This window comes from Stenotrophomonas sp. LST15-1-1.1 (genome assembly GCF_040815575.1).
GTDB lineage: Bacteria > Pseudomonadota > Gammaproteobacteria > Xanthomonadales > Xanthomonadaceae > Stenotrophomonas > Stenotrophomonas lactitubi_B.
On the sequence record NZ_JBFPNJ010000003.1, the window covers coordinates 23940 to 50369 of the forward strand.

19 protein-coding genes are annotated in these 26430 nt (G+C 67.1%); 12 read left to right on the forward strand and 7 right to left on the reverse strand.

Annotated features, from left to right (window positions below):
* The first annotated feature begins 78 nt into the window (after positions 1-78).
* From MRBLST15_RS07165 to MRBLST15_RS07175, 3 genes are read left to right on the forward strand one after another with little or no spacing between them, the layout of a single operon-like run.
* Positions 79-6741: an Hpt domain-containing protein gene (locus tag MRBLST15_RS07165; protein ID WP_367785573.1), complete on the forward strand. Its 6663-nt coding sequence runs from the start codon at positions 79-81 to the stop codon at positions 6739-6741.
* On the forward strand, positions 6728-8059 hold the full coding sequence (locus MRBLST15_RS07170) for a chemotaxis protein CheB (RefSeq protein ID WP_367785574.1): 1332 nt from the start codon (positions 6728-6730) through the stop codon (positions 8057-8059). Before MRBLST15_RS07165 ends, MRBLST15_RS07170 begins: the two co-directional genes overlap by 14 nt.
* Positions 8056-8520 (forward strand): chemotaxis protein CheW, encoded by a 465-nt coding sequence (locus MRBLST15_RS07175; RefSeq protein WP_089236526.1) that lies wholly within the window; start codon positions 8056-8058, stop codon positions 8518-8520. Before MRBLST15_RS07170 ends, MRBLST15_RS07175 begins: the two co-directional genes overlap by 4 nt.
* Before the next feature lie 101 nt (positions 8521-8621).
* Here the strand turns inward: MRBLST15_RS07175 and MRBLST15_RS07180 are convergent, their stop codons facing one another.
* Together MRBLST15_RS07180 and bioA are read right to left on the reverse strand one after the other, a co-directional pair.
* Positions 8622-9359 (reverse strand): 16S rRNA (uracil(1498)-N(3))-methyltransferase, encoded by a 738-nt coding sequence (locus MRBLST15_RS07180; protein WP_367785575.1) that lies wholly within the window; start codon positions 9357-9359, stop codon positions 8622-8624.
* Positions 9350-10741 carry an adenosylmethionine--8-amino-7-oxononanoate transaminase gene (gene bioA, locus MRBLST15_RS07185; RefSeq protein ID WP_265953448.1) on the reverse strand — a complete coding sequence of 464 codons (1392 nt, stop codon included), beginning with the start codon at positions 10739-10741 and terminating at the stop codon, positions 9350-9352. Before bioA ends, MRBLST15_RS07180 begins: the two co-directional genes overlap by 10 nt.
* Positions 10742-10818: 77 nt before the next feature.
* Between bioA and nudE the strand changes: the two genes are divergently transcribed.
* The 5 genes from nudE (at position 10819) to MRBLST15_RS07210 (ending at position 13753) form a co-directional block, all read left to right on the forward strand.
* Positions 10819-11382, forward strand: coding sequence for an ADP compounds hydrolase NudE (nudE, locus tag MRBLST15_RS07190; RefSeq protein WP_367785576.1), 564 nt, complete (start codon positions 10819-10821; stop codon positions 11380-11382).
* Positions 11379-12182, forward strand: coding sequence for a 3'(2'),5'-bisphosphate nucleotidase CysQ (cysQ, locus tag MRBLST15_RS07195; RefSeq protein ID WP_099818846.1), 804 nt, complete (start codon positions 11379-11381; stop codon positions 12180-12182). The genes nudE and cysQ overlap by 4 nt, the downstream gene beginning before the upstream one ends.
* Before the next feature lie 14 nt (positions 12183-12196).
* Positions 12197-13033 (forward strand): nucleoside triphosphate pyrophosphohydrolase, encoded by an 837-nt coding sequence (gene mazG / locus MRBLST15_RS07200; RefSeq protein WP_367785577.1) that lies wholly within the window; start codon positions 12197-12199, stop codon positions 13031-13033.
* The gene (locus MRBLST15_RS07205) at positions 13030-13356 is read left to right on the forward strand and encodes a YnfA family protein (protein ID WP_251476619.1); all 327 of its coding nucleotides are present in this window, start codon (positions 13030-13032) and stop codon (positions 13354-13356) included. Before mazG ends, MRBLST15_RS07205 begins: the two co-directional genes overlap by 4 nt.
* 94 nt (positions 13357-13450) lie before the next feature.
* Positions 13451-13753, forward strand: coding sequence for a DUF962 domain-containing protein (locus MRBLST15_RS07210; RefSeq protein WP_265953451.1), 303 nt, complete (start codon positions 13451-13453; stop codon positions 13751-13753).
* 33 nt (positions 13754-13786) lie between these two features.
* Here MRBLST15_RS07210 and MRBLST15_RS07215 read toward each other — a convergent pair whose 3' ends face one another.
* From MRBLST15_RS07215 to MRBLST15_RS07235, 5 genes are read right to left on the reverse strand one after another with little or no spacing between them, the layout of a single operon-like run.
* Positions 13787-14971: a GDSL-type esterase/lipase family protein gene (locus MRBLST15_RS07215; RefSeq protein ID WP_367785578.1), complete on the reverse strand. Its 1185-nt coding sequence runs from the start codon at positions 14969-14971 to the stop codon at positions 13787-13789.
* Between the two features lie 14 nt (positions 14972-14985).
* Positions 14986-15738: an SDR family NAD(P)-dependent oxidoreductase gene (locus MRBLST15_RS07220; protein WP_265955176.1), complete on the reverse strand. Its 753-nt coding sequence runs from the start codon at positions 15736-15738 to the stop codon at positions 14986-14988.
* A 46-nt stretch (positions 15739-15784) separates the two neighbouring features.
* The gene (locus MRBLST15_RS07225; protein WP_367785579.1) at positions 15785-17089 is read right to left on the reverse strand and encodes an MFS transporter; all 1305 of its coding nucleotides are present in this window, start codon (positions 17087-17089) and stop codon (positions 15785-15787) included.
* Positions 17086-19335: an oligoalginate lyase gene (locus MRBLST15_RS07230; RefSeq protein ID WP_367785580.1), complete on the reverse strand. Its 2250-nt coding sequence runs from the start codon at positions 19333-19335 to the stop codon at positions 17086-17088. Before MRBLST15_RS07230 ends, MRBLST15_RS07225 begins: the two co-directional genes overlap by 4 nt.
* Complete coding sequence (locus tag MRBLST15_RS07235) at positions 19332-20771, reverse strand: polysaccharide lyase 6 family protein (protein ID WP_367785581.1); 1440 nt, start codon at positions 20769-20771, stop codon at positions 19332-19334. Before MRBLST15_RS07235 ends, MRBLST15_RS07230 begins: the two co-directional genes overlap by 4 nt.
* A 243-nt stretch (positions 20772-21014) precedes the next feature.
* Between MRBLST15_RS07235 and MRBLST15_RS07240 the strand changes: the two genes are divergently transcribed.
* The 4 genes from MRBLST15_RS07240 to MRBLST15_RS07255 all read left to right on the forward strand — a co-directional run bounded on the left by MRBLST15_RS07240 (position 21015) and on the right by MRBLST15_RS07255 (position 26269).
* Positions 21015-23906: a TonB-dependent receptor gene (locus MRBLST15_RS07240; protein WP_367785582.1), complete on the forward strand. Its 2892-nt coding sequence runs from the start codon at positions 21015-21017 to the stop codon at positions 23904-23906.
* Positions 23907-24008: 102 nt separating this feature from the next.
* Complete coding sequence (locus MRBLST15_RS07245; protein ID WP_251476607.1) at positions 24009-24752, forward strand: FadR/GntR family transcriptional regulator; 744 nt, start codon at positions 24009-24011, stop codon at positions 24750-24752.
* 121 nt (positions 24753-24873) lie between these two features.
* On the forward strand, positions 24874-25833 hold the full coding sequence (locus tag MRBLST15_RS07250) for an SPFH domain-containing protein (RefSeq protein ID WP_025877782.1): 960 nt from the start codon (positions 24874-24876) through the stop codon (positions 25831-25833).
* Position 25834: 1 nt separating this feature from the next.
* Entirely contained in the window at positions 25835-26269 is a 435-nt protein-coding gene (locus tag MRBLST15_RS07255; protein WP_100553270.1) for an NfeD family protein, read from the forward strand.
* Positions 26270-26430: the final 161 nt, after the last annotated feature.

Below are 26430 nucleotides of genomic sequence, written 5' to 3' on the forward strand. Positions count from 1 at the left end.
GAACCAGTCGATGAAGCATTTCCATTCCCCACGCCAGGATCCGCGCGACCGTCGCGCGGCGGCGACCGGAGCGCATCCATGAGCAGCCTGCGCGATGCGATGAGCCACGCGGCCCTGGGCTGGGTCAAGCCCGAGCTGGACGAGACCCTGCGCCTGGTGCGCAACGAGGTCGAGTACTTCGCCGAAGACCCGGGCGACAGCAGCCGCATGCGGATCTGCGCCGGCTACCTACACCAGGTGCAGGGCACGCTGCGCATGGTTGAACTGTACGCACCGGCAATGGTTGCCGAAGAGCTGGAACAGCTCGCCGTTGCCGTCGGCAAGGGCGAGGTGGCCGAGCGCGATGAGGCCTGCGCCACCCTGATGCGCGGCAGCGTGCTGCTGCCTGATTACCTGGAGCGCCTGCAGAACGGGCACCGGGACATTCCGATCGTGCTGCAGCCGCTGCTCAACGAGATCCGCGCCGCTCGTGGCGAAGCGCTGATCAACGACAGCGTGCTGTTCGCGTTCGCGCCCGATTCGGTGACCGCCACCGAAGCGGAACTGGACCACGCACGTGGCAGCCTCAGCGGCCGCAACCGCGAACTGCTGGATACCGTTGGCAATGCGGTCAAGGAAGAACTGCTGCAGGTCAAGGACGCCCTGGACCTGCACCTGCGTACCGACGGTTCGCCGCAACAGCTGCAGGAGCAGGTGACCAAGCTGGGCTCGGTGGCCGATACGCTGGGCATGCTCGGCCTGGGCGCCGCGCGCGGCGTGGTCGTGCAGCAGCGCGACGCGCTGCGCGGGGTTGTCGAAGGCCGCCAGCAGATCGACGAAGACATGCTGTTGGATATCGCCGGTGCGCTGCTTTATGTCGACGCGTCGCTGGACGACCAGGTCGCGCACCTGGGTGCCAGTGGCAGTGGCCAGGATGATCCGAGCGCGGTGGAGAACCGGCGTACGGTGGAGGTGCTGGCACACGAGGCGATCGCCAATTTCGCCGCCGCCCGCGAGCATTTCGTCGCCTTCATTGAAACCAGCTGGAACCACGCCGAACTGCAGGACGTGCCGCGCCTGCTCGGCGATGTCTCCGGCGCATTGCGCATGCTCGACCTGGGCACTGCTGCCGACTACCTGCGCGGCGTGCAGCAGTACATCGAAGCCGAACTGATCGGCCGTCAGCGCGTTCCCAGTGGACGCCAGCTGGACACCCTGGCCGACGCCATGGCCAGCCTGGAGTACTACCTGGAAGCCCTGCGTGACCGCCGCCCGGGTCGCGAGGACATCCTCGACATCACCCGCAGCAGCCTGGAAGCGCTGCGCTACTGGCCGCTGCCCGAGCGTGACGTGGTCGCAGCCGAGCCGGTGCAGCCGGTCGAGCGCGAAGCCGTGGCCGTACCAGACGTGCCGCTGCAGATCGAACCGATGGACATCGCCGTGCAGGCCGCCGCGCCCGCTCCCGGCGACGTGCCTGCCTCGCTGCCCGACTTCACCTTCGATCCGCTGCCGGAGGCCCCGGCCGCCGACAACGGCCTGATGTTTGGATCGCTGGGTACGCCGGCTGCCCCTGCCGAACCGCGCGACACTCCGGCGGCCCTGTTGTTCGCGGCCTCCAGTGCACCCGCGCCGGAAGTGCCGCAGTGGGAGCTGGGTGGATTCGACGCGTCGGCGGATACGGCTGCGGAACGCAGCGACGAGCGTGCGCCGACGTTCGACAGCTTCGATCCGGTCAGCTTCGATCCGGTGTCGGCCGAACAGTCCAACACCGCTGCCTGGACGTTGTCCGGGATTCCGGAGCTGGAAGAAAGCGATACGCGTGTAGCCGCCATGGACGACAACGATGACGCCCTCCTGGCGACGTCGTTGGACGAGTCGTCGTTCGCTGCGCCGCTGGATGCGGTCGTTTCGCAGGCGTTCGATCCGGTTGCCGCCGAGCAGGACGGCCAGCCATCGCTGAATGACGATGTGGTGTTCCGTTTCGACAGCAGCCTGCTGCACAACGCCGATGACGTGCTGTCGCTGGAGGCGATGGAGACGCTGGCGCTGGACGACGATCAGGCGTCGCCGGCGACGCTTGAATTCATCGACGCAGGTGCGGCGCCGCAGGCCGATGATGGCCTGGTCGTCGCCGAGCTGGCCGACGCCACCGCCGGGTCCGAGGCTGACGTCGCGCCGACCGCTGATCTGCCTGCGTCCGACGAGCTGCCGGCATCGGCGGCTGCGCCGACCGTGGCGCTGGTCGATGTGGATACCATCGCGCCGATCGACTTCAGCGAGGCCGATGCGCAGTTCTTCGCAGAGCTGAACGCCGCCGCCGCCGACTTCAATCCCCAGGCCATGCAGGCGGCCGTGGGGCCGACCGAAACCGTACCGCCCGCCGTGGCCGAGGGCGGGTTCGATGCGGGTTTCGACGACGATGCCGAAAACATCGACCAGGACATCCGCGAGGTGTTCCTGGAAGAATTCGACGACGAGCTCGGCAATCTCGGCACGCTGCTGCCGGCCTGGCGCATGCAGCCGGACAACATGGATCGGCTGCGGCCGATCCGGCGCATTTTCCACACACTGAAGGGCAGTGGCCGACTGGTCGGCGCGCGTACTCTGGGTGAGTTCGCGTGGAAGATCGAGGGCATGCTCAATCGCGTGCTCGATGGCACCCGTGCCCCCACGCCGGCGGTGCTGGCGATGGTCGATCACGCATATACGGCACTGCCGCAGTTGAACGCGGCACTGCGCGACGGCCAGCGGGTCAGCGTCGACCTGCAGGCGATGCAGGCCATCGCCGATCGTGTGGCTGCAGGCGAAGAGACGTTCTACGTTGCGCTGCCGGGCGCTGCTGCACCGTCGCTGGTGGCAGCGGCCGATGCTGTCGAGCCCGTTGGCAGCGCCGAGCCGGTTGTCGATGCCCCGGCAGAGAGCGCTGTCGAAGCGGCGGGTACTCCGGCCAACATCGACAGCGTGCTGCGCGAGATCCTGGAAGCCGAGGTGGAACTGCACCAGGCCACGCTGCAGGGCTGGCTGCGTTCTGCGCAGCAGGCGCCGCAGCCGGTCAGCGATGCACTGCTGCGTGCGGTGCACACCATGAACGGCGCCTTCGCGATGACCGAAGTGCCGGAAATAACCGCCGTTACCGGCGGCGCCGAGTCGTACATCAAGCGCGCGCTGGCCGCCGAGGTGGTGCCCGGGGATGACGCCGTGGCGGCCCTGGACGAGACCGCGCAGGCGATCAACGCGACCATGGACGCGCTGCAGGCCGAGCAGCCGCGGATTGCGTCGCAGGCTGAACTGGCGCATCGCCTGCAGGCGCTGGCCGGTGAACTGCCGGAAGCACGCTGGCCGATGACCGGGCTGGATGTCGAGGATGAAGACGAAGACGACCAGCTGCTTTCGTTGGCCACCGATACCGATACCGATACCGATGTCGTCGTGTCGGCGCGTGGGGTCGAGATCGATCCGGAAGCCGGGCGTGATACCGACGATGTCGATGCTGCCGATGCCGACGTGCTGGATGCAGTGCAGGTCAGCCAGGATTCGCTGAGCGATGCGGGCCTGGAGTCCGCTGAATTGACCGGCAGCGATGATCTGTCGCGCTACTTCGACGCAAGGTGGCCTTCGATGCCGGACGCCCCGGCGCCGGAATCGACGTTGGAAGAGGCTGCTTCCACGCTCGTCGGCGCGGAGATCGATGCCGGCCCGGCAGTGCCAGCATCGGAATACACCGCACTGGAAGACACCGCGCTGACGGCGGTGGACGATCTGTCGCCGTATCTGGACGCCAGCGCGCTGCCGGTTGACGACCGCGACGTGGATGTCGCAAACGACCTGACTACGCCGCTGCCGTTCACACCTGAAACAGCGGTGGATGACGACGCTGCTGCAGTGCCACTCGACAGCGAGCTGTCCAGCCTGCAGGATGAAATGGCTGTGCCGGGCTTCGCAGACCCGGTCACGCTGGAAGCCGCGCTAGAGGCCGGCCTGCACGTGATCGACGAGGAGCAGGGCCAGGACGAAGACGGGCAATGGCCCGTGCTCGGCCTGCAGGCCAGCGAACTCGCGCCTGGCGAGGCGGAAGCCTTTGCCGAGGATGCGGACGTCGGCGGGGAGGCGGCGGTCGGTGAAGGAGAGAGCGCCGACCAGCCGTCCCCGGCGACGGTGAAAGACGTTGAGTCCACGGAATCGGCGCAGGGCGCCGTTTCGCCCTCGCGTTTCTTCGAACTGGAAGATGCTCCGGGCCAGGCTGCCGTGGCGGACAGCGGCATGATCGTGGTGCCCATCGCGATGGAGGCTGCGGCGATCGATGCCGAACCTGCTGCCGCCGACAGCGCCGATGCTGTGGTGCCGGCGGATACTGCTCTGCTCGACGCCCAGACCGAATCCGAGACCGAATCCGAAGACAGCGCCGACCTGCTCGACTTCAGCGTCTATGACCGCGAGCTGGTCGACATCTTCGTCGAGGAAGGCAAGGACCTGCTGGATCATTGCGATGGCCTGATCAGCGAGCTGCGCGAAGCGCCGCAGGATCGCGAAGCGCTTGCCGGCCTGCAGCGCGATCTGCATACGCTGAAGGGCGGTGCGCGCATGGCGGGGATCAACGCCATCGGCGATCTCGGCCACAGCATTGAATCTCTGCTGGAGGCGGTCGCTGCTGGACGCACCGAGATCGAACGTCGTGACGTGCAGTTGCTGGAACGCGGCTTCGACCGTCTGCACCAGCTGCTGACCCGCACCGGCGAGCACCGCATTGTCGAGCCGGCACAGGATCTGCTCGATGCCTTTGAAGCACGCACCACGACCGACATCGCCGCCGCCAGCGCAGCTGCAGCCGCTGCTGCCGTCGAGGCGGAGCAGTCCCCGCAGGTCACTTCGGCCTTGGCCGTGGTCGACGCCCCGCTGTCAGCACCGTTGCCGGTGGAGGGTTCCACCGAGGAAGACCCGCTGGCCCGTCCGCAGCAGGAACAGGTGCGTGTGCGCGCCGACCTGCTCGACCGCCTGGTCAACCACGCCGGTGAAGTGGCGATCTACCGTTCGCGCCTGGAACAGCAGCTGGGCGCCTTCCGCGGCGCGATGGGCGAGCTGGAACGCACCAACGCGCGTCTGCGCGACCAGCTGCGCCGCCTGGACCTGGAAACCGAGGCGCAGATCGTTGCCCGCTACCAGCGCGAGCAGGACCAGGCCGACCACAAATTCGATCCGCTGGAACTGGACCGTTTCTCCACCCTGCAGCAGCTCAGCCGTGCGCTGAACGAGTCCGCTGCCGATCTGGGTGGCCTGCAGGGTGTGCTGGACGATCTGTCGCGCCAGTACGATTCGCTCCTGCAGCAGCAGTCACGTGTCAGTTCGGAACTGCAGGATGGCCTGATGCGCGCGCGCATGGTGCCGTTCGACGGACTGGTGCCGCGCCTGCGCCGGGTGGTCCGCCAGGCCGGCATGGACACCGGCAAGCAGGTCCACCTGACCCTGGAAGGCACCCACGGCGAACTCGACCGCAACGTGCTCGATCGCATGGTCGCGCCGCTGGAGCACATGCTGCGCAACTCGGTTGCCCATGGCCTGGAAGCGCCGGAACAACGTCGTGCCGCCGGCAAGCCGGAAGAGGGCGAAATCGCCATCCGGCTGCACCGTGAAGGCTCGGAAATCGTGCTGGACGTGGCCGACGACGGCGCGGGCCTGGATCGTGAGGCAATCCGCCGTCGCGCCATCGAACGCGGCCTGCTGCCTGCCGATGCGCAGCCGAGCGAGCAGGAACTGGACAACCTGATCTTTGCTTCGGGCTTCTCCACTGCCGACCAGGTCAGCCAGCTGGCGGGCCGTGGCGTCGGCATGGACGTGGTCGGCAACGAAGTGCGCCAGCTCGGTGGCTCGGTCGACATCCAGTCGGTGCGTGGCCAGGGCGTGCGTTTCACCCTGCGCCTGCCGCAGACGCTGGCGGTCACCCAGGCGGTGTTCGTGCAGATCGGCGAAACCACCTTCGCGGTGCCGGTGGCGTCGGTCAGTGGCATTGGACGACTGTCGCACGAGCGCTTCGAAGCGGCCGACAGGAGCTACCGTTACGGCGGCGAAGACTATCCGCTGTACGACCTTGGCAGCCTGGTCGGCCAGGCCCCGGCGCGCGCCGACGGCCAGGCCCAGGTGCCCTTGTTGCTGGTCCGCGCGGGCGACCTGCGCGCCGCCGTTGCGATCGATCAGGTGCTGGGCAACCGCGAAGTCGTGGTCAAGCCGGTGGGCCTGCAGATCGCCTCGGTACCGGGCATCTACGGCGCCACCATCACCGGCGATGGCCGCGTGGTGGTGATCCTGGACGTGGCCCCGCTGGTGCGTCGTTTCCTGGCCAACCCGACCGCGCCGGTGCTGGTCAACGCGCCGCGCCAGGAACGGCAGGTGCCGTTGGTGATGGTGGTGGACGATTCGCTGACCATGCGAAAGGTCACCGGCCGCATCCTGGAGCGTCACAACTTCGAGGTGAGCGTCGCCCGCGATGGCGTCGAAGCCCTGGAACAGCTGGAAGAACGCGTGCCGGACCTGATGCTGCTGGACATCGAAATGCCGCGGATGGACGGCTACGAGCTGGCGACCGCGATGCGTGCCGACCCACGCTACAAGGACGTGCCGATCGTGATGATCACCTCGCGCAGCGGCGACAAGCACCGCCAGCGCGCCTTCGAAATCGGTGTGCAGCGCTACCTGGGCAAGCCTTACCAGGAGCTGGACCTGATGCGTAACGTGTACGACTTGCTGGGGATTGCCCGTGTCCGTGAGTGACCTCGATCCGGTTCCGGCCGTAGCCCTGCTGGCCCGTCCAGGCGCGGCGCGTGAGCGCCTGCGCGAGGCGTTGGCCCATGCCGATGTGCAGATCGTGCTGGAAGACGATCCCATCACGCTGGAGCCGCAGGCGCTGCAGGATGCACGCCCGCAGTTCGTGGTGATCGCGCTGGAAGCGGCCATTGAGGATGCACTGGAGCGCCTGGAACCGGCGCTGTCGGCACCCGGGTTGACCCTGGTGTTCGACGAGGCTGAACTGGCCGCGCGTCGCGATGGGTGGGAAGCGCAGCGCTGGGGCCGTCACCTGGCCGCCAAGCTGCACGGCCACCAGCAGGTGCTGCCGCCGGGCGCCGAGGACGAACCGGCAGTGCAGCTGGAGCCGGGCCGGCCGTCGACGCCGCCGGTGCCGAAGGAAGCCGCGCTGCAGCCGCACCTGGAGCAGGCCCGTTCGTGGGCCGACGACGTGCCGGCGGATGGCCTCTATTCGCCGCCAGCACATCTGCATGAGCCGATCGCGCTGGAGCAGGCACTCGCGGCGCTGCAGCCGGTGCTGGCGGAGACGGCGACGCCCGCTGACGCGGCGGCTGCACCGCCGCCGGTGCCGGCAGCTCCACCGACGGTGTTCACCGATCACACGGCCTGGTCGCTGGTCGACGAGGCCAGTGACGCGCCGGCAGAGCCGCGCGCTGCTGCTCCGGTCGCCGCGCCGGAACCTGCATTCGACACCGAGCATCTTTCACTGGTCGATCTGGACGCCGCCGCACCCGCAGGCAGTCGCGCCGGTGCACTGCTGGTACTGGCCGGTATCGGCGGTCCCGATGCGTTGCGCCGCCTGCTCGCGGCACTGCCCAGCGGGCTGGCCGTGCCGGTGCTGGTGCACATGCGCCTGGACGGCGGACGCTACGGCAACCTGGTCAAGCAGATGGCGCGCGTATCGCCGCTGCCGGTGCAGCTGGCCGAAGCCGGCCAGCGCGCTACCGCGGGCGAAGTGCATGTGCTGGCCGATGACATCGGCGTGCATGCCGCCGCCGATGGCCTGTATTTCCAGAGCGAAGCGCAGGGCATCTCGATTGCCGCGCTGTCGGCCGAGCAAAGTGCGCTGGTGCTGCTCAGTGGTGCCGATCTGGCCCATGTCGGCCCGGCGTTGGACCTCGCCGCCGCCGGCGCCTGGGTAGCCGGGCAGGTGGGCGAAGGCTGCTACGACCCGGCTGCGGCAACGGCCGTGGTCGCTGCCGGCATGGTGGCCGGTGAACCGCAGGAACTGGCGCAGGTGATCGCCGCGCGCTGGGGCCTGGATGACGACGGAGATGCCGCATGAGCTACGCCAGCAATGATGAGATCCGTGGCGTCCTGATCTCGGCCGGTGCCGAACGGGTCCTGCTGCCCAATGCCACCGTGGCCGAGATGATGTCGCGGGTGCCGGTGCAGGCAGTCGCCGATGCTCCGCGCTGGCTGGTGGGTGAGATCGGCTGGCACGGTTGGCAGGTGCCCCTGGTGTCGTTCGCGCGACTCTCCGGGTTGGGCGAAGAGACGGTGGCCGGCCACAACAAGGTGGTGGTGCTCAAGACCCTCAGCGGCAATCCGGAACGCCCGTATTACGCGCTGCTGACGCAGAGCTTCCCGCAGCTGATCTCGGTACCGCGCGATGGCCTGCTGGCCGACGCATCCGAGGAAACCCTGCCCGACATCGTGCACATGCGCGTGCTGCTGGGCGAACAGAGCGCCCTGTTGCCGAACCTCGACGCACTGGAAGCCGCGCTGGATTCGCTGACGGCGTGACCGGAATCCGCCGGGCATGGCCCGGCACTACCGCAGGCGTTCCGGATATCGGGTAGCGCCGGGCCATGCCCGGCGAGCGCAGCGGCCACCGGACCGGAGCCTTACCCCAGATCACCCAACCGTGCCTGCAATGCCGCGATCGCGGCCAGGCCCGCGGTTTCCGTGCGCAGGATGCGTGGGCCCAACTGCAGACCCTGGAAGCCTGCGGCCGCCAGCTGCTCACGGTCACGCGGCGACCAGCCACCTTCCGGGCCGATGGCGATCACCACGCCGCCGGCGGGCGCCGCCTGCAGTGTCGACAGCCGGTGCGCTCCCAACGGGTCCAAAGTCAACCGCAACGTGTCGGCGGGCAGCGCCGCGCTGGCCTGGGCCAGCAACTGCGGCGGCCCTACCTGCGGAATGCGCGCACGGCCGGACTGCCCGCAGGCCGACTGCACCACGTTGTTCCAGTGCGCCACGCGCTTTTCCGCGCGCGCTGCATCCAGCTTCACCTCGGTACGCTCGGCATTCACCGGCACGATGGCGCTTACCCCCAGTTCGGTGGCCTTCTGCAGGATCAGGTCCATCTTCTCGCCGCGTGCGATGCCCTGCAGCAGGGTGATGGTCAGCGGCGATTCGTTGGTGATCAGCTGCACCTCGTCGATGCGTACCTGCACTTCGCGCTTGCCGGCCAGCGTCAGCGTCGCGGTGTAGTCGTGGCCATCGCCGTTGAACAGCACGCAGGTGTCACCTTCGCGCAGGCGCATCACCCGCACCAGGTGGTTGGCCGTCTCTTCCGGCAGGGTCACGGTCTGGCCGCTGTGCAGCGCCAGGTCGATGGGGCAGCGGGTCACGCGCATGCAATCGCCTCGTCGATGGCGGCCAGCGTCGTATGCGCCAGCAGCTCCAGTTGTTCGTCGTCCACGCAGTACGGTGGCATCCAGTACAGCACGTTGCCCAGCGGGCGCAGCACCACGCCGCGCTTCAACGCCGCCCTGTAGGCATGAAGCCCCAGCTTCAGCCCCGGATCGAAGGGCGTGCGCTTGTCGCCGTTGCGGGTCAGTTCGAAGGCCACCACCATCCCGGCCTGGCGCACATCGGCCACGTGTGGATGGTCGGCGAATGGTGCGGCCAGGGTGCCCATCACCGAGGCGATGCCGCGGTTGCGCGCGATCACATCGTCGTCGCCGAAGATGTCCAGCGTGGCCAGCGCCGCCGCACAGGCCAGCGGGTTGCCGGTATAGCTGTGCGAATGCAGGAAGGCGCGTTCACGCGAATCATCAAGGAACGCGTCGTACAGCGCCTGCGTGGCCAGCACCGCAGCCAAGGGCAGGAAACCGCCGGTCAGGCCCTTGGACAGGCACAGCAGATCAGGCATCACCCCGGCCTGCTCGCAGGCGAACATCGTGCCGGTGCGGCCGAAGCCGGTGGCGATCTCGTCGGCGATCAGGAAGGCACCATGGGCATCGCACAGTTCACGCGCACGCTGCAGATAGGCCGGATCGTGCATGCGCATGCCACCGGCGCACTGCAGCCGTGGTTCCAGGATCACCGCGCAGATCTCGCCCGGATGCTGGTCGAACAGCGTGGCCAGTCCGTCGGCGGCCTGGCGTGCGCGGTCGGCCGCACTCTGCCCGGGCTCGGCCAGGTAGGCGTCGGGCGAGGGCGCGAACAGGCCCTCGGCCAGCAATGGCGCATAGACGCGGCGATACAGCGGGATGTCGGCCAGTGCGAGGGCGCCCAGCGTCTCGCCGTGGTAGCCGTTCTCCAGCGAGACGAAGCGCGTGCGTCGGGTCTCACCACGGTTCTGGAAGTACTGGAAGGCCATCTTCAGTGCTACTTCGACACCGGCCGAGCCGTTGTCGGCGTAGAACACCTTCGCCAGCGGCGCGCGGCCGGGCTGGCGCGGCGCGAGGGCCAACAGGCGTTCAGCCAGGGTGATCGCCGGTTCATGGCCGAAGCCGGCCAGCATCACCTGCTCCAGCTGTCCGGCCTGGGCGGCGATGGCACCACCAATGCGCGGCTCGGCGTGGCCGAACAGGTTGGTCCACCAGCTGCTGACGGCGTCCAGGTAGCGGTTGCCGTCGTGATCGATCAGCCAGGCGCCCTCGCCGCGGGCGATCGGCACCAGCGGCAGCGTGTGCGGATGCTCGCGCATCTGTGTGCACGGGTGCCATAGGACCTGGAGGTCGCGTTGCCGCCAGTGCTGGACCAGCGGAGAGGGGGTTGGGTCTGCTAGCATTTCGGGCTCATGAACATGTTGCTGCCTGTACATTCTATCGGCCTCGGCGCACGCGCCGGCTGCCACGGAGATTCCGCGTGAACGATGACCGCGCAAGGCGTCCTCTGCCGATCATCCATCGGATCACCGACGAGGAGAACGGGCCCTTCCAGCGCCAGCACCTGGACCTGGAGTTCTCCAATGGCGAACGCCGCCGCTTCGAACGCCTGGTCAGCCGTGGCCATGGCGCGGTGGTGGTGGTGCCGATGCTCGATGATGAAACCGTGCTGCTGGTGCGTGAATACGCGGCCGGCATGCACCGTTACGAGCTGGGCCTGGTCAAGGGCCGGATCGATGCCGGCGAAACGCCGGAGCAGGCCGCCGACCGTGAGCTGAAGGAAGAGGCCGGTTATGGCGCACAGCGGGTCGACGTGCTGCGCGCGATGACCCTGGCGCCGACCTACATGAGCCATCAATCCTGGCTGGTGGTCGCACGCGACCTGTACCCGGAGAAGCTGGCCGGAGACGAGCCGGAGGAGCTGGAAGTGGTGCCGTGGAAGCTGGCCGATCTGGACCAGCTGATGCTGCGCGAGGACTTTTCCGAAGGGCGTTCGCTGGCGGCGCTGTTCATCGCCCGCCAGTGGCTGCAGGGAGCACGATGATCAAGCTGACCACGGAACTACGCGAGACCGCGATCGCCATCGCCCAGGAAGCCGGGCAGGCCATCATGCAGGTCTACAGCAACGGTTTCGATGTGACACTCAAGGACGACGACAGCCCGGTCACCGCTGCCGACCTCGCTGCCGACCGGGTGATCCAGCAGGGGCTGCGCCAGCTGACCCCGGACCTGCCGATCCTGTCGGAAGAGTCGCCGCTGGTGCCGTGGGAGCAGCGTCAGCACTGGGGCGCGTACTGGCTGGTCGATCCGCTTGATGGCACCCGAGATTTCGTCAAGCGCAATGGCGAGTTCAGCGTCAATATCGCGCTGATCTACCAGGGCGCCCCGGCCTTCGGCGTGGTCCAGTCGCCGGTCACCGGCATTGTCTGGCACGCGATGCGGGGCGAGCTGGCCTATCGCAGGCAGGGTGTGCATGACACCGTACTGCGTACCCGTACGCCCGCGACTGCGCCGCTGCGCGTCGCCGCCAGCCGCTCGCATCGTTCAGCCGAGACGAATGCGTTGCTGGCCCGGATGGGCGACATCGAGACCGTGGTGCAGGGCTCTTCGCTGAAATTCTGCCGGATCGCCGAAGGTGGCCTGGATGTCTATCCACGGCTGGGTCCGACCTCCGAATGGGATACCGCTGCCGGGCAGTGCGTGCTGCACGCGGCCGGTGGTGCGGTGCTCTCGGTCGGCACCGGCAAGCCGTTCCGCTACAACCGCCGACCGACGCTGTTGAACGGTGAGTTCATGGCGCTGGGCGATACCAGCCTGCCGTGGCGGGACTGGTTGTCCGATTGATCCTGGAGAAACGCATGAGCACGCACGACACTCCTGCCACCGGCGACGCCAGCGCGGAGCTGCAGCGCCTGCTGGCCATCATGGCGCGCCTGCGCGACCCACAGGGTGGCTGTCCGTGGGACCTGGAACAGAACTTCGCGACCATCGCCCCTTATACGATCGAAGAAGCCTATGAAGTGGCCGATGCGATCGATCGGGGCGACCTCGACGACCTCTGCGATGAACTGGGTGACCTGCTGCTGCAGGTCGTGTTCCATGCGCGCATGGCCGAAGAGCAGGGCGCGTTTGCCTTCGCCGAGGTCGCGCGCGCGATCAGCGACAAGATGCAGCGGCGCCATCCGCATGTCTTCGCCGACGTCAGCGTTGACGATGCCGATGGTGTGATGCGCAACTGGGACGCGATCAAGCGTGCCGAGCGTGCTGCCAAGGGCGAGCAGGACACCTCGGCGCTGGCCGGGATCTCCCGCGGTCTGCCGGAATGGCAGCGGGCGGTGAAGCTGCAGTCGCGCGCGGCCAAGGTCGGTTTCGACTGGCCCGGTCCGCTGCCGGTGCTGGACAAGGCGGCCGAAGAACTGCAGGAACTGCGCGAGGAGTTCGAGCGCGGCGACGTCGCCGGCAACAAGGCGCGGCTGCAGGAAGAACTGGGGGACCTGCTGTTCGTCTGCGCCAACCTGGCGCGGCATGCGGACATCGACCTGGGCGCTGCGCTGCGCGGGGCCAACCACAAGTTCGAACGTCGCTTCCGTTCGATGGAGGCACAGGCCGAGGCACAAGGCGATTCGCTGGCTGCACTCGATCTGGAAGCGCAGGAAGCGCTCTGGCAGCACGCCAAGGCCGCGGAAAAAGCGTGAAAACGCTGGGTCTGTTCCTGCTGACCGCGCTGGCCGAGATTGTTGGCTGTTACCTGCCCTGGCTGTGGCTGCGCAAGGGCGGCAGCATCTGGCTGCTGCTGCCGGCGGCGGCCAGCCTGGCGTTGTTCGCTTGGCTGCTGACCCTGCACCCGACTGCCAGCGGCCGCGTCTACGCCGCGTATGGTGGCGTGTACATCGGCACGGCGCTGTTCTGGCTGTGGCTGGTCGACGGCATCCGTCCCAGCCGCTGGGACCTGCTGGGTGCTGCGCTCTGCCTGGCCGGCATGGCGGTGATCATGTTCGGGCCGCGGCAGCCGGGGTAAGGCCGGGAGGTGTAGAGTCGAGCCGTGATCGACCGCCGTTGGCAAGGGCAGCCGGGCATGGCCCGGCACTACACGCAACGAACGGAGCATGCGCATGTCCCGCTTCGCCAGCTTCCGAGAGTTCTACCCGTTCTATCTCAGCGAGCACCGCAATACGGTGTCGCGACGCCTGCATTTCATCGGCAGCTGCGGTGTGCTGCTGCTGGTCGCCTCCGCCGTACTGCGCAGGCAGCCGTTGCTGCTGTTGGCTGCGCTGGCCTGCGGCTACGGTTTTGCCTGGGTTGGCCATTTCTTCTTCGAGAAGAACCGCCCTGCAACCTTCCGTCATCCGCTGTATTCCTTCATCGGAGACTGGGTGATGTTCGCCGACATCCTGCGGGGCAGGGTGAAATGGTGATGTCGTTCGGGCAGCCAGCCTGCGCTATGTGACTCAACGCGCCGTGCAGCCCAGCATCGCCAGGTCGATCGAGTCGGCCATGCGCTGGTATCCCTCGTCGTTCGGGTGCAGGTGATCGCGGGTGATGCCCGCTGGCAATGATTCCGGCTGCTTCGGATCACGCAGCGCCGCATCGAAATCCACCACACCATCGAAGCCGGTGTCCTTGCCACGCGCCCACTGGTTGATCGCGGTGCGGGTGGCCGCCGATACCGGTTCGTAGCGCTCCGAATCACCGAAGGGCGTCAGCGTGCCGAGATGAGCGCGGATGCCATGCGCGTGCAGCCGTGCGGCTACCTGGCGGTAGCCCAGCAGCATGTCTGCCGCGCTGCGTCCCGGCAGCGGCTGTGCGCCGCCACCGTGGCGGATGTCATTGATGCCTTCGAACAGGATCACCTGGTCGGCGTCGGCCACTGCGATCACATCGCGATCCAGCCGTGACAGCGCGCTGTGGCTGCGGCCATGGTCCAGCAGCTTGTTGCCGCTGATGCCTTGGTTGAGTACCACGAAGCGGTCCGGGCACGCCTGCTGCAGGCGCTGGCCCAAGCGCTCGGGCCATTGGTTGAACGAGCCACGCGAGGCCGTCGCGCCCTCGGTGATGGAATCACCCAGGGCCACGATTACCTGCGGACGATCCGCGCGCTGCACCAGCACGGCCGAGAACACATTCTGCTGGTAAGCCACGCGCACGCTGTCGGCCACCGCATCCTGCTTCCCGTCGGCTACACGCACCACGGTGCGGCGCACCGCAGGGCGGGTGGGCTGCGGGAAGTACGCGGTCACGCTGATCTCCTGCAGGGCGGCGACCTGCAATGGCAGCGCATCACTCAGCAGCGCCGCACCTACTGGTACGTCGATGGACACGCGTCCATCGACGGTGACCGGCAGCGCTGCCGCCTTGCCATCCTTCAGGCGCACCCGTACCTCTTCCACATGCAGCGGCGTGGTGCCCAGCTCGTTGCTGATGCGCAGACGCAGCGCATCACCCTTGCTGCCCAGGCGCATGTCCTGGCGCACGGTCTGCGCGGCGAACTGTACTGGCGCGTCGGCGCTGCCATCCTTGCGGTCAGGCGCGGGCGAGGCGGTCCAGGCGGTGACCCAGACCGGTGCGGCCAGCGCCGCGGGGGCGGCCACGGCGCTGCCGATGGCCAGGGAAAGCAGGGTGATCCAGCGCTGCATGGGCTTCGGTCCGGTCAGGAGAAGTAGGTGCCGCCGTTGACGTCCAGATTGGCGCCGGTGACGAACGCTGCTGCGTCCGACGCCAGGTACACCGCTGCATCGGCGGCTTCGTCCGGCAGCCCCTGGCGACGCAGCGGCGTCGCGCCGGCCACCGCCGTGCGCACTTCGGGCTTGGTGAATTCATCATGGAAGCGGGTGGCGATCATGCCGCAGCACAGCGCATTCACGCGGATGCCCTTCGGCCCCAGCTCCTTGGCCATGGCCCGGGTGAAGGTCATCACGCCCGCCTTGGCGGTGGCATAGATCGCCGCGCCAGGGCCGCCGCCATCGCGACCTGCCTGCGAGGCGAAGTTCACGATCGCCGCGCCATCGCCCATGTGCGGTACCACGGCGTGGGTGGTCAGGTAGGTGGAGGTCAGGTTGAGGTCGATGACCTTGTGGAAGAACGCCGGATCGATGTCGGCCAGCGGGCGACGCTCGACCATGCCGCCGGCCACGTTCACCAGTACGTCGATGCGCTGGCCGAATGCCGCCTGGGTTGCTGCGACCAGACCGGCCACCGCAGCCGGATCGGTGACGTCGGCGCGGTGGGCGATGGCCTGGCCGCCAGCCGCCGTGATCAGCGCCAGCGTTTCCTGCGCGCTGGCTTCGTCGTTGGCGTAGTTGAGGCAGACGCGTGCGCCGGCCGCAGCCAGCTTGATCGAGACGGCACGGCCGATATCACGGCCACCACCGGTGACGATGGCCACCTTGTCCTGGAACGACATGCGGGAAACTCCTTGGTTTGCGGGGGAATGCGAGGGAAAGGGGGGCTCAACCGTCGTTGCCGTCGAGCTTGTGGATCGGTCCGGTCCACCACCACAGCGCCACCAGCGACAGCGGCACCAGTGCGGCAACGAGGATGAAGATCGGTGCGTAGGAATGGCGGGTCAGCACCGGCACCAGCCAGGTGGTGATCAGCGTGCCTGCGACGGCGGCCAGGCCGCCGAGGCCGGCCAGTGTTCCCACCGAGCGGCCGTCGAACAGATCGCCGGGCAGGGTCTGGATGTTGCCGATGGCGATCTGGAAACCGAACAGCACCGCAGCGATTGCCAGCACCGCAAACAGCGGCTGGTTTGCCAGTACCGCACCGAGCAGGGCCGGTGCCATGATCACGCAGCCCAGCGAAATCGAAAGCTTGCGTGCGCGGTCCACGCTATGACCGGCATGGATCAGCCGCCCCGACAGCCAGCCGCCGCTGAGGCTGCCCAGCATGGCGCCGACGAACGGCACCCAGGCGAACAGGCCGATCTGCTTGATGTCGAAGCCGAAGGTCTCGGCCAGATAGATCGGCAGCCACGATACGAACAGCCACCAGATCGGGTCCAGCAGGAAACGGCAGGCGAGCATGCCCCAGCTCTGCCGGTGCGCCAGCAGCGAGCGCACGCTGACCTTGGGCGCATCCGCGCGCTGCTGGCCGGTCTGGTCTTCCATGATCAGGCGTCGCTCGGCGTCACTCACCCACGGGTGCTTGTCCGGGCCGGCGCGATAGACGAACAGCCACGGCAGCAGCCACAGGAAGCCAAGCGCACCAACCAGCACAAAGGTACCGCGCCAGCCCAGCCACAGGTACAGGCCAGCGATGGCCGGTGCGGAAACGATGGCGCCGATGGACGCACCTGCGTTGAAGATGCCCTGTGCGAGGGCGCGCTCACGCGCGGGGAACCATTCGGCGTTGGCTTTCACCGCACCGGGCCAGGCGCCGGCTTCGCTGACGCCCAGCATCGCCCGCACTACGCTGAAGGACAGCATGGAGTGGGTGACCGAATGCAGCGCGATCGAGATCGACCACACACTGATCGACAAGGCGAACCCCAGCCGCGTCCCGATCATGTCGAACAGGCGCCCGAACAGGAACTGGCCAGCGGCGTAGAACAGCATGAACACCGTCACCAGCAGCGCGTAGTCGTCCTTGGTCGCGCCGACCTCCTTGGCGATCTCCGGCCACATCACCGCCAGCGCATTGCGGTCGATGTAGTTGATCACCGTGGCCACTGCGATCAGGCCGACGATCAGCCAACGCACGGCCGAACGCACCGGCACCTTGCGCAGTGTGGCCACGGCCGAGGGGCCGTTCATCGTGCGTCACCCTTGCTGCGGTCCATGCGCGCATGGCTGCCGCTCCAGCGGTAGGCGTGGCCATCCACGATCACGCTGTGTTCGCCTGTTGCGTTGCTGTCGTCGGCCACGCCGAGTGCGATGCGTGCGCCGCTGGCCAGGCGCAGTTCGAGCACCTCGGCATCATTGCTGCGCGTGCGGGTGATCTCCCTGATGCGGCTGTCGGCGCCGTGCACGTACTCGGCGGTGCCGTTGTATTCGCCGTGCGGCTCCAGCACGCTGAAGAAGGTCACATCCTTCTGTCCTTCCACGCGCTGCAGCAGCGCCGGTTCGCGGCGCAGGTTGAACTCGGGATCGTTGGCGCCGCTTTCCACCAGCAACGCCTGCGATGGCGCGCTGCTGCCGAAGCGGTAGGTGTAGAAGCGTCCGTCGAGCAGCCAGGCCAGCGTGCGCGGTTCACTGCCGGCCTTGCTGCGTGCGTCCAGCCACAGGTGCTGATAGCCGTTGTCGCCGCCGAGCACCGGGCGCTGGGTGGGGAAATGCTCGGCCTCGAATCCGGTGGTGACGATATGGCCGTTGAAGTGCAGCGGCAGGTCGTAACGCGCGGCCTTGTCGCCGTGCACCTGCAGCAGGTCCAGTACCACCGGCAGGCCCAGTTCGGGGTGGCGCAGCAATGCCTGGGTGCGGGTGAATACCACGCCCGGGTAAGCATCGCGCATCGTCGCCGAAGCGATCTGGGTATCGGCGTCGGCCTGGAAGAAACGCACCGTGGGTGCATGTTCCTCACCGCGCTTCCAGTCGCCCTTGAAGTGGCTCTGCTCGTTCACCACCAGGGTGTTGTGGGCCACGGTCTGCTTGGCCCAGCTGCGGTTCTCGGCCAGGTAGATGCCACCTCGCTTGGCTTCCACGTTGAGGAAGCGTGCTGCGCCGTAGTCGGTCACCACGGCATTGCCGTTGTCGTAGAACAACCAGTTGAGCTTGTCGAAGTGGCCGTGGCCCATGCCCTGCATGGTGTCCTTCTGCACCAGCGCCTGGCCGCGTTCGCCGCCCATGCGCAGGATCGCCAGACCACCGCGCTCTCCATCCGGGCCATCGCGCAGCAGCATCGGTCGGTAATCGAACGGTTTGGCCTTGTTGGCGGCCAACGCCTGCGCCACCTGCAGCCCTTCCGGCGACAGCAGCAGGCGTTTCTGCTGCTGCGCGACCGACAGCAGGCGATCATCGCCGGCCTGCGCATAGGCGATGCCGATGCCCGCCACCAGCTCTTCGGTGTCGATGCCCTTGTCCAGGATCGCATCGTTGATCGGGAAGAACAGGCCGTCGTAGCTGGTCTGCACCAGCACGTCCACCGCCTTCAGCAGCACGCCGTCGCGGCGCGCGAAGATCTTCCGCTGCGGCTCGTTGCGCTCGATCGCGTTGGCGAACAGCAGGAACGGCGCCAGCGCATAGCGCTGGTAGTAGGGGCCTTCCTCGTAATAGCCATCGGGCGAGAACAGCAGGTCGATCTGCCGCAGGAAACCGAACTGGTCATCCTTGCGGCTGCCGCGCAGCGATTTCTCCACCAGTTCCGGATCGCGCAGCACGTAGCCGGTCATGCCGGTGGCGGCCACCGCCCAGGTTGCGTGGTTGTGGATCTGGTCGTAGTTCTTCGGCTCGCTGGCCAGGAACTCGGCCATCGGCCGGAACACCTGCGATTCGATGGTCTGCCGATCCTGCGGCGACAGCGCATCGCGGATCGCGTCGTAGCCCTGGATGGCATTGACCAGCCAGACCGAATCGTTGAGCACCTGCCAGAACACCCGGCCGGGAATCTGCCCGCGTCCTTCCGGGTGCGGGCCGAGGGTCGGGTAGAGCTTGGCGTACTGCAGCAGCATGTCGCGCGAATAGGTGACATAAGCCTTGTCGCCGGTCAGCCGGTACAGGGTGCCGGCGGCCAGCAGTGCCTGGTAGTTGCGCTTGTGCTGCTCATGGGTGCGACCGCCGCCCTTGTCCTTCGGCACCGGCACGTCGATGCCGGCCTTCATCATCTTCTGCAGCGATTTCTGCGTACGCGCCTGCTCCTTGGCGAACCACGGGTAGCGGCTGCCCTCGCTGGTCATCTGCTGCCACTGTGCAGCGGTCACCAGTACCGGCGCGGTATCGCCTTGTCGCGCGGCTGCGGCAGGTGCCGCGTGCAGCGGCGCCGTCGGCATCAGGGCGAAGGGAGCGGCCAGGGCCAGGGCGAGCGCCAGGCGGTGGGAACACAGGGACAGCGGCTGCAACCTCATCGATCAACTCCGGTGCTGGTGCGTGACAGGGCAACCTCGCCCACCTTGGGATACCAGTCCACCCCGGTCTGTTCGCGCGGGGTCATCGCCAGCGCCGGATCGGCGCCGATGGCGGGCAGGGGCGTTGCCGGCACCCACAGGCCGCTGGCCGCCTGCTGCAGGGCGATGCTGGCGCTGCTCACCCCGCCAGGGAATACGCTGCTGGCCTGCGGTGACTGCACGTTGTTGCTGAAGGCGATGCCCGCCAGCGAGCTGGCTGCATTCGGCGGATTCTTGCTGGTGCGGTTGACGATCAGGTTGTCGTTGAAACGACTGTTGCTGGCGGCAACCACGATCCCCTTTGCTTCGTCATGGCCCACGCCGAAGCTGATCTTCGCCACATCGACAAAGGTGTTGCGGCTGATGGCTGCATTGACCACCGGCGCATAGCCGGACAACGGCGGATTGGCCTGTGCATCCATCACCGCCAGCGCCGAACGGTTGCTGGAGCCGGCCAGCCGTTCGAAGTAGTTGTTGCTGACGGTCTGGTCGGCATTGATGATGCGCACGCCGCCGGTGCCGGCCTTGTCGTCGCCGAGGAAGAGGTTGTCGATCACCCGGTTGCCGTTGCCATGGCGCAGGGTCAGCGCGCCTGCCGAACGATAGAACACGTTGCCGCGGAAGGTATTGCCGCCGGACTTGTTGGAGACGATCTCGGTCTCGCCATCGCAGCCCTCGAACCAGTTGTTCTCCACCGTGCTGTTGGAAGCGCTCAGCGAGGTGTCGCTGGTGCCGACGCGGATCGTTTCGCCGCCATTGACGCCCAGTGCAGGGCGCGGGCCGAACCAGTTGTGGTCGATGCGGTGCTGGTTGTCCAGGCCCTGGGTGGCATCGCGCACCACCACCACCGTCGGGCCAGCGTTGGTCTTGCCACGCAGCTGGCTGTGGTCGAGGCGGTTGTTGCTGCCGTACAGCGACACCCAGTAGTCCTGGTCGCTGCCATCGGGGTTGCTGTAGTCATCGATGACCAGGCCGGTGACGCGGCTGTGGCTGGCTACCGCCTTGCTCGACTCGCGGAAGGCCACCACCGCGTCACCCGGGGTGTAGCCGTTGCGGAACACCAGGTTGGAGACCTGCAGGTAGCTGCCGGCCAGGCGCAGGTCCGACGCCCCGCTGAGGATTACCTTGCCCGGCGTCTGCGCGCGCAGCACGATCGGTGCGGCGGCGGTGCCCTGGCCCTTCAGCAGCAGGCGCGCGTCGGTCCAGGTGCCATCGGCCAGCACGATCTCATCGCCAGGCTGCAGGGCGGCAGCGGCGGTGGCGAAGGCGCTGGCGTCGTGGACGAGCCAGCTGGCAGCCGTTGCCGGTGAACTGGTCAGGCATGTTGCCAGTCCAATTGCCAGGCAATGCCCAAAGGCAGCTTTCGAAGGTCGGTGCGAAGTCGATTGAGTGCGCATGAAGTCCTTCCAGAGACGGCAGGGCCGCGGTGTCAGAGTGGGTGTGCATACCACTTGTTGGGTGTGTTGTAAGCCACGTTGCGCGCAAAGTCATGCTGCATCAGCACATGAAATGCTGTGCAACCGGTCTGAATCAAAGGTATTACGAAAAATCCAGTCCAGTTGGTTGACATTTCTGTGTCGGCGTGTCGAAGCTGCGTCCCACGCCTACCGTCCGGGCGATCCTTTGGGAGGAGGAAAACCATGCGGCAACCTGCCGGAGTTGTACGTCGTACACCGTTGTCACCCACACCACTGATCGTGGCACTGCTCGCTGCGCTGGCGGCTTCGCCGGCCGTACAGGCGCAGTCTGCCGCTACCGGTTCCGGGCAGGACGCCACCACCCTGGACCAGGTCCAGGTCACCGGCATCCGCGAGTCGATGCAGAGTTCGATCAACAAGAAACGCGACGACACGGTGATCGCCGATGTGTTGTCGGCCGATGACATTGGCGACCTGCCCGCGCCGTCGCTGGCCGATGCGATCGAAACGCTGACCGGTGCCGCCTCGACCCGCGACAAGACCGGCGCGTCGGAAATCTCGATCCGCGGTCTCGGCGCCTTCCTCAGCAGCACCAACTTCAACGGCCGCGAGATCACCAACGGCAGCGGCGACCGCTCGGTGAACTTCAACATGTTCCCGGCCGAGCTGATCAACACGGTGGCGATCTACAAGACCCAACGTGCCGACATCATCGAAGGTGGCGTTGCCGGCACCATCGGCCTGGAGACGGTCAAGCCGCTGGAGTACGGCAAGCGCTCGGCGCAGATCGATCTGCGTGGCAGCTGGGCCGAGTATGACAAGAAGTACCGCGACGACGATGGCATCGGCTATCGCGGTACCGCCAGCTACATCGACCAGTTCGAATTCGGCAACGGCCAGAAGCTCGGCATCTCGCTGGGCATCCAGCGGCTGGAGGGCACCGATCCGGAGGAGAGCATCACCAGCGGCTCCACCTGGTATGCCTGCGATGGCAGGCAGAACGTGGCCAATGCCAACTGCAATGAGGTCAGCGCCCAGGCCATCGCCAATGGCGCCCCGTATTACCTGGTGCCGAGCAGCCGCATCTATCGGCTGAAGCAGGAGCGCAATGATCGCCAGAGCGAGTTCGCGGCGATCCAATGGCGGCCCAACGACGTGGTCGAGGTCAACCTCGATTTCGAACATACCGAGCGCAACTGGGACGAGAACCGCAGCGACCTGAGCCTGTCCAATGCACGTCGCGGCATCACCCAGCGCGACGTGGACGAGGACGGCATCGTCCGCCACCTGCATGGCAGCACCTCCATCGATTCGACCTCCAACCGCTATTGGCGCGGCGAGGAGTACACCGGTGGCGGCCTGAATCTGATCCTGCGCCCGAGCCCCGCCTGGGAGCTGTCCACCGATCTTTCCTATTCGCATACCAACCGCCTGGACAGCGAGCGCATGACCCGGCTGCGCGCCAACCAGCGCGACGTCAACAACGCCATCGTGCCGGGCATCAGCAGCGGCGCCACCGGCTATGTCGACTACGACTGGGACTGGCATGGCGAGGTGCCGAGCGTGGCGCTGGCGCCAAACTTCGATCCGAACAACTGGGATGCCTACACCGGTGCAGCGCGGGTGACCTCCAGCGCGACCGAGAACGATCACAAGATCAAGGCTGGCCGCTTCGATGCCAGCTTCATGCCCGAGTCCGGTTTCTTCACCCGCATCAAGGGCGGCGTGCGCGCCAGCCAGGCCGACTACCGCCTGCGCGACAACACCCTGGTGACCGACTACGACCAGCGCGTTGCGGCAGACAAGGCGAAGATCATTGCCGCCAACCGTGCCTGCCGTGCACCGTTCCCGCAGGATGACTTCATGGATGCGGCCAGCGGCAACACGATCTCCTCGTGGGCATACTTCGATCCGAGCTGCCTCTACGAGTCCTTCCGCGGCACCAGTGACAGCGGCCTGGACCCGGATTTCCAGGATCCGAACAACGTCGATGTGACCGAGAAAAACCGCGCGCTGTACCTGATGGGTGAGTTCAGCAGCACGCTGTTCGGGCTGCCGGTCACCGGCAATGTCGGCCTGCGCTGGGTCAAGACCGACGTGCGCTCGGAAGGTGTGCGCACCGACCTGGCGATCATCAACAACGGCGACGGCACGATCCGCCTGCAGCCCACGGGTGATTTCACCACCCAGGTGTTCAAAGCGGGCAACGACAAACTGCTGCCGAGCCTGAATGCCGCCTTCGAGCTGAAGCCGGACCTGTTGCTGCGGGTGGGTGCGTACCGTGCGATGTCACGCCCGGATATCGCCGCACTCGGTGCGGGTCGAACCATCAATGTCAGCAGCGATGCCACCTATACCGGCCTGGCCGACGCGCTGGACGACATCAGTGCCAGCGGCAATCCGGCCGCGCAGCCGCTGATGTCCTGGAACGGTGATGTCTCGCTGGAGTGGTATGCCAACCCGGACACGCTGCTGGCCGGTGCGGTGTACTGGAAGCAGTTCAACGGCGGCACCGCCACCGCGCTGGTGCCGGAAACCTACACCATCAACGGACAGACGGTGACCGTGCCGGTGCGCCAGCAGGTGACCACCGACGAGGACAGCACCCTGACCGGTATCGAGCTCAGTGCCACCCACCGGTTCTCGTACCTGCCCAAGCCGTTCGACGGCCTCGGCTTCAAGGTCAGCTACAACTATGCCGACGCCGACTACCAGACCCAGGATTCACGCTTGGGCGAGCAGGTGGCCGCCGATGGATCGATCATTCCGGCCATCGTGCCGCCGGCCGGCCTGAGCGGCTTCTCGCGGCATGTGCTGTCCGGTTCCCTCTACTGGGACGTGGGCCGCTTCAACATCCAGGCCATCGGCAAGTTCCGTTCGCATTATTACCAGGACTTCACCGGCAACACGGCGCAGCAGAACCGTTACTACGATGACAACACCAGCGTCGACCTGCGCCTGCGCTACCGGGTGAACAAGCAGCTGTCGCTGTCGCTGGAACTGATGAACCTGACCAACGAGCCACGCGTGGCGTACCAGCCGCTTTACGGGAATTTCCGCGAGGTGGTGAGCTACGGGCGGCGCGCGTATTTCGGTGTACGATACAAGTTCTGAACAGGGCGGCGCGGCCAATGGTCGCGCCGTCGCTCCAACCGGACCCGCACCGTGCCCGGTGGCCGGGGACGGGCCCGGAGGGAACCGCCAAGGGTCAGCCGCATGTCCGCCAACCGTCTCTACCAGACCATCGCCGCCAAGCTCCGCAAGCTGATCGAAGATGGCGAATATCCGTCGGGTTCGCGCCTGCCGGGCGAACGTGAACTTGCCGAGCGCTTCGGCGTCAGCCGGGTCACCATCCGCGAGGCGGAGATCGCGCTGGAAGCGCAGGGCTGGATCGCGATCCGTATCGGCTCGGGCGTCTATGTGAAGCCGCGCCCGGCACAGGCTGCCGGCGGGCTGCCCGATATCAGCGCCTTCGACCTGACCGCTGCGCGTGCCGTGTTCGAGGCGGAAGCCGCAGCGCTGGCGGCAAGCAACATCGATGAGGCCGGCATCGCCGAACTGCAGGTGCTGGCCGAAGCACTGTGCCGGCGTGACCTCACCGATGAAGAGGCCGGCGACTACGACCGCCGCTTCCATCTGACCATCGCCCGCCTGTCGGGCAATCCGGTGGTCGAGTATTTCGTGCAGCAGATCTGGCGCATGCGCAGCGAGCTGCCGCGGGTGACCGAGGTCTATGCCCGGGTGTGCCATGACGATGGCGCCAGCCGCGCCGACGAGCACATGGCGATCTTCGAGGGCCTGCGTGCGCGCGATCCGGTCGCGGCACGCAATGCGATGCGGCATCACTTCCAGCGCCTGTTCGAGGCGATGCTGGAGGCGACCGAAAGCCAAGCGCTGGCCGAGATCCGCCGGCAGACCCAGCAGGACCGCGAGCGCTTCCTGGCCACGACCCGGATCTGACCGGGTTCATCCTGTAGAGCCGGGCCACGCTCGGCTGCTTTCCCCTGGAACGTGCGGTGCCCGCACCGCCTGCATCCGCGCGCTATGCTGGGCTCCGGACGTCTCCCATCAGGAAAGCGCGATGTTCCCGACCATGTTCTTCAGCGCGGTACTGGCCTTCGTGGCCGTGGTCATCCTGTTCAAGGCGGTACGGATGGTGCCGCAGGGGTATGAATGGACCGTCGAACGGTTCGGCCGTTACACCCACACGATGTCGCCCGGCCTGCATTTCCTGATCCCGATCGTCTACGGGGTGGGTCGCAAGGTGAACATGATGGAACAGGTGCTGGACGTGCCCGGCCAGGAAGTGATCACCAAGGACAACGCTGCGGTGCGCGTCGACGGCGTGGTGTTCTTCCAGGTACTGGACGCGGCCAAGGCGGCCTACGAGGTGTCCGTGCTGGAAGTGGCGATGATCGCCCTGGTGCAGACCAACATCCGTACCGTGATCGGCTCGATGGACCTGGATGAATCACTCAGCCAGCGCGAGGTGATCAACGCCAAGCTGCTCAGCGTGGTCGACCATGCAACCAATCCGTGGGGCGTGAAGGTCAACCGCATCGAAATCCGCGACATCCAGCCGCCGCGCGACCTGCTCGATGCGATGGCACGGCAGATGAAGGCCGAGCGCGAGAAGCGCGCGCAGATCCTAGAGGCGGAAGGTTCGCGGCAGTCCGAGATCCTGCGTGCCGAAGGCGAGAAGCAGGCCACGGTACTGGAAGCGGAGGGGCGGCGCGAGGCCGCGTTCCGCGATGCCGAAGCCCGCGAGCGCCTGGCCGAAGCCGAAGCCAAGGCGACCCAGGTGGTGTCGGCGGCGATCGCCGACGGTGACGTCCAGGCCATCAACTACTTCATCGCACAGAAGTATGTGGAAGCGTTCAAGGAATTGGCGACCTCGCCGAACCAGAAGCTGGTGTTGATGCCGATGGAGGCCAGCGGCGTGATTGGTTCGATTGCCGGCGTGGCCGAGCTCGCCAAGCAGGCCCTGTCCAACCAGGAAACCCGGCCGCCGGCGAAGCGCCCGCCGCCGATTGGAGGCTGACATGCGCTGGGAAGTCGTTGCCTGGGGTGCGCTGGCATTGTTGTTGTTCGCCGCCGAAGCGCTGGCGCCCGGCGCGTTCATGCTGTGGATCGGCATCGGTGCGGCGGCGGTGTTCGCGCTGGTAGCGGTGTTCGCCGATGTTCCGGTGCTGTGGCAGGTGGTCGCCTTCGTGGTGCTGAGCGTGCTGTCGATCCAGTGCTACCGGCATTGGGGCAAGCCGCGTGCGCGGCAGAGCGACGCGCCGCTGCTCAACCGCCGCGCAGAACAACTGGTCGGGCGGGTGGTGCCATTGCAGCAGGCCATCGTCGGCGGGCAGGGCAGGGTCAGCATCGACGATGCGTCGTGGCAGGTGAGTGGGCCGGAGCTGCCGGCCGGCACGCTGGTGCGGGTGGTGGCGGTGCAGGGCAGTGCGCTGGTGGTCGAGGCGGCCGGCTGAGTTTTCCAGCGAACGGCGCAGCCCCTCGTAGGTGGTCGGTCGTTCAGAGCAAAAGCCGTGGGTGGGCCGGGCGGGTTGGGTTCGCGGGGGACGCCGTGAACCCATCCCTGGGGGCTTGGCCGCGGCATCCATGCCGCGGACACCCCCGCGAACCCAACCCG

Bases quoted from the DNA above. Each gene is read 5' to 3' on its own strand.
- MRBLST15_RS07165 (WP_367785573.1), top strand. From the start codon at position 79: ATGAGCAGCCTGCGCGATGCGATGAGCCACGCGGCCCTGGGCTGGGTC.
- MRBLST15_RS07175 (WP_089236526.1), top strand. From the start codon at position 8,056: ATGAGCTACGCCAGCAATGATGAGATCCGTGGCGTCCTGATCTCGGCC.
- MRBLST15_RS07180 (WP_367785575.1), bottom strand. From the start codon at position 9,359: ATGCGCGTGACCCGCTGCCCCATCGACCTGGCGCTGCACAGCGGCCAG.
- bioA (WP_265953448.1), bottom strand. From the start codon at position 10,741: ATGCTAGCAGACCCAACCCCCTCTCCGCTGGTCCAGCACTGGCGGCAA.
- cysQ (WP_099818846.1), top strand. From the start codon at position 11,379: ATGATCAAGCTGACCACGGAACTACGCGAGACCGCGATCGCCATCGCC.
- mazG (WP_367785577.1), top strand. From the start codon at position 12,197: ATGAGCACGCACGACACTCCTGCCACCGGCGACGCCAGCGCGGAGCTG.
- MRBLST15_RS07210 (WP_265953451.1), top strand. From the start codon at position 13,451: ATGTCCCGCTTCGCCAGCTTCCGAGAGTTCTACCCGTTCTATCTCAGC.
- MRBLST15_RS07215 (WP_367785578.1), bottom strand. From the start codon at position 14,971: ATGCAGCGCTGGATCACCCTGCTTTCCCTGGCCATCGGCAGCGCCGTG.
- MRBLST15_RS07220 (WP_265955176.1), bottom strand. From the start codon at position 15,738: ATGTCGTTCCAGGACAAGGTGGCCATCGTCACCGGTGGTGGCCGTGAT.
- MRBLST15_RS07225 (WP_367785579.1), bottom strand. From the start codon at position 17,089: ATGAACGGCCCCTCGGCCGTGGCCACACTGCGCAAGGTGCCGGTGCGT.
- MRBLST15_RS07230 (WP_367785580.1), bottom strand. From the start codon at position 19,335: ATGAGGTTGCAGCCGCTGTCCCTGTGTTCCCACCGCCTGGCGCTCGCC.
- MRBLST15_RS07235 (WP_367785581.1), bottom strand. From the start codon at position 20,771: ATGCGCACTCAATCGACTTCGCACCGACCTTCGAAAGCTGCCTTTGGG.
- MRBLST15_RS07240 (WP_367785582.1), top strand. From the start codon at position 21,015: ATGCGGCAACCTGCCGGAGTTGTACGTCGTACACCGTTGTCACCCACA.
- MRBLST15_RS07245 (WP_251476607.1), top strand. From the start codon at position 24,009: ATGTCCGCCAACCGTCTCTACCAGACCATCGCCGCCAAGCTCCGCAAG.
- MRBLST15_RS07250 (WP_025877782.1), top strand. From the start codon at position 24,874: ATGTTCCCGACCATGTTCTTCAGCGCGGTACTGGCCTTCGTGGCCGTG.
- MRBLST15_RS07255 (WP_100553270.1), top strand. From the start codon at position 25,835: ATGCGCTGGGAAGTCGTTGCCTGGGGTGCGCTGGCATTGTTGTTGTTC.